General features: G+C 67.4%; 1 protein-coding gene. It reads left to right on the forward strand.

Annotated features, from left to right (window positions below; translation table 11 throughout):
* Positions 1–1,566: DUF2334 domain-containing protein (locus tag MJ785_RS16660; RefSeq protein WP_239381673.1), on the forward strand; the 1,566-nt coding region annotated here is incomplete at its 5' end.
* Positions 1,567–1,691 lie beyond the last annotated feature (125 nt).

Genomic DNA, 1,691 nt, shown 5'->3' on the forward strand with positions numbered 1-1,691 from the left:
GTCCCGCCGCCGGGCGCCGGTGCGGCGCCGACCACCCAGCCGGCGAGCCCCGCCCCTGGCGCGGCGGCGCGGATCCGCGCCGCCGCCATCACCACCGTGGCGACAGCCCCCGCCGGAACGCTCGTCCTGTACGACACCACGGGCCAGTGGGGCTGGCTCGGCGAGCAGTACGCCATCCAGACGGCGAACCTCGTCTCCCACTTCGGCACCTGGCGGGCGCATCCGGTGGCCGCCTATACGGCTGGTGAGATGGCGGGCTACGCCGCCGTCGTCTACATCGGCTCCACCTACGACGAGCAGGTGCCTACCGCGTTCCTCACCGACGTGCTGGCCGGCACCCGGCCAGTGGTGTGGATGTACGACAACATCTGGCAGCTCACCGCGCAGTCGCCGACTTTCACCGCCACCTATGGCTGGAACTGGTCCCAGTTCGACCTTTCCTCCGTCGCGGCGGTCCGTTACAAGAACACGAGTCTGACCCGGTACGCCGGCAACGGCAGCGGAATCATGAACTACGCCACCGTGGACACCACCAAGGCGACGGTGCTCGCCCAGGCTGTCCGGGCCGACGGGACGACATTCCCCTGGGCGCTGCGATCGAACAACCTCACCTATATCGGTGAGATCCCCTATTCCTATGCGGATATGACCGACCGCTATCTGGCTCTGTCGGACGTTCTCTTCGACGCGCTCGCTCCGGCCACGCAGACCCGGCACCGTGCCCTTGTCCGGATCGAGGACGTCGGCCCGGACGCGGATCCGGCCGAACTGCGCTCGACAGCCGACTACCTGTCGTCGGTCAAGGTGCCCTTCTCCGTGGCGGTCTACCCCCGTTATCGGGACCCCAACGGCGTCTACAACAACGGCACTCCGGTCGACATCACCCTGGCGAACGAGCCGGCCGTGGTCAGCGCGCTCACGTACATGGTGAGCAAGGGCGGGACACTGCTGATGCACGGGTACACCCATCAGTACTCGAACGTGGCGAATCCGTACTCGGGCGTCAGCGCCGACGACTTCGAGTTCTTCCGGGCCCACATCGACGCCCTGAACAATGTTGTCTACGACGGCCCGGTGCCCGAGGACAGCCAGGCCTGGGCGGCCGGTCGCATCGACAGCGCGGCCACCGCTTTCACCGCCGCGGGCCTGCCCGCGCCGACGACGTTCGAGTTCCCGCACTACGCGGGATCGGCAGCCGACTACCGGGCCGTGGTCGCCAGATTCCCCAAACGGTACGAACGCGCGCTGTACTTCCGGAACCAGCTTGCCGGGGGAACGATTGACAGTAGTACCTTCAGCGGGCAGTTCTTCCCCTACCCCGTCACGGACGTGTACGGCACCTACGTCATTCCGGAGAACATCGGGAACATCGAGCCGGAGCCGTTCAACAACCACCCGGCTCGGCTGCCAGCCGATCTGATCGACTCGGCCAGGCGGAACCTCGTGGTCCGGGACGGGTTCGCAAGTTTCTTCTACCATCCCTACCTCGGGACGTCGTACCTGCGTGACACCGTCTCGGGGATCAAGAACCTCGGCTACACCTTCGTCGCGGCAGGGGGCGTGTAGGAGCGACCGGCAACAGGTCGTTCGATCAGACAGCCGCGCCCGGGTGGCTCCTGGCACGGCCGCGGGCCGCACCGATACCGGATGGGTGGTACCGGTGCGGCCGAGAACGCGGCCAGGGGCCGCCT

The sequence above is a fragment of the Protofrankia sp. CiT1 genome (assembly GCF_917627335.1).
Lineage (GTDB): Bacteria > Actinomycetota > Actinomycetes > Frankiales > Frankiaceae > Protofrankia.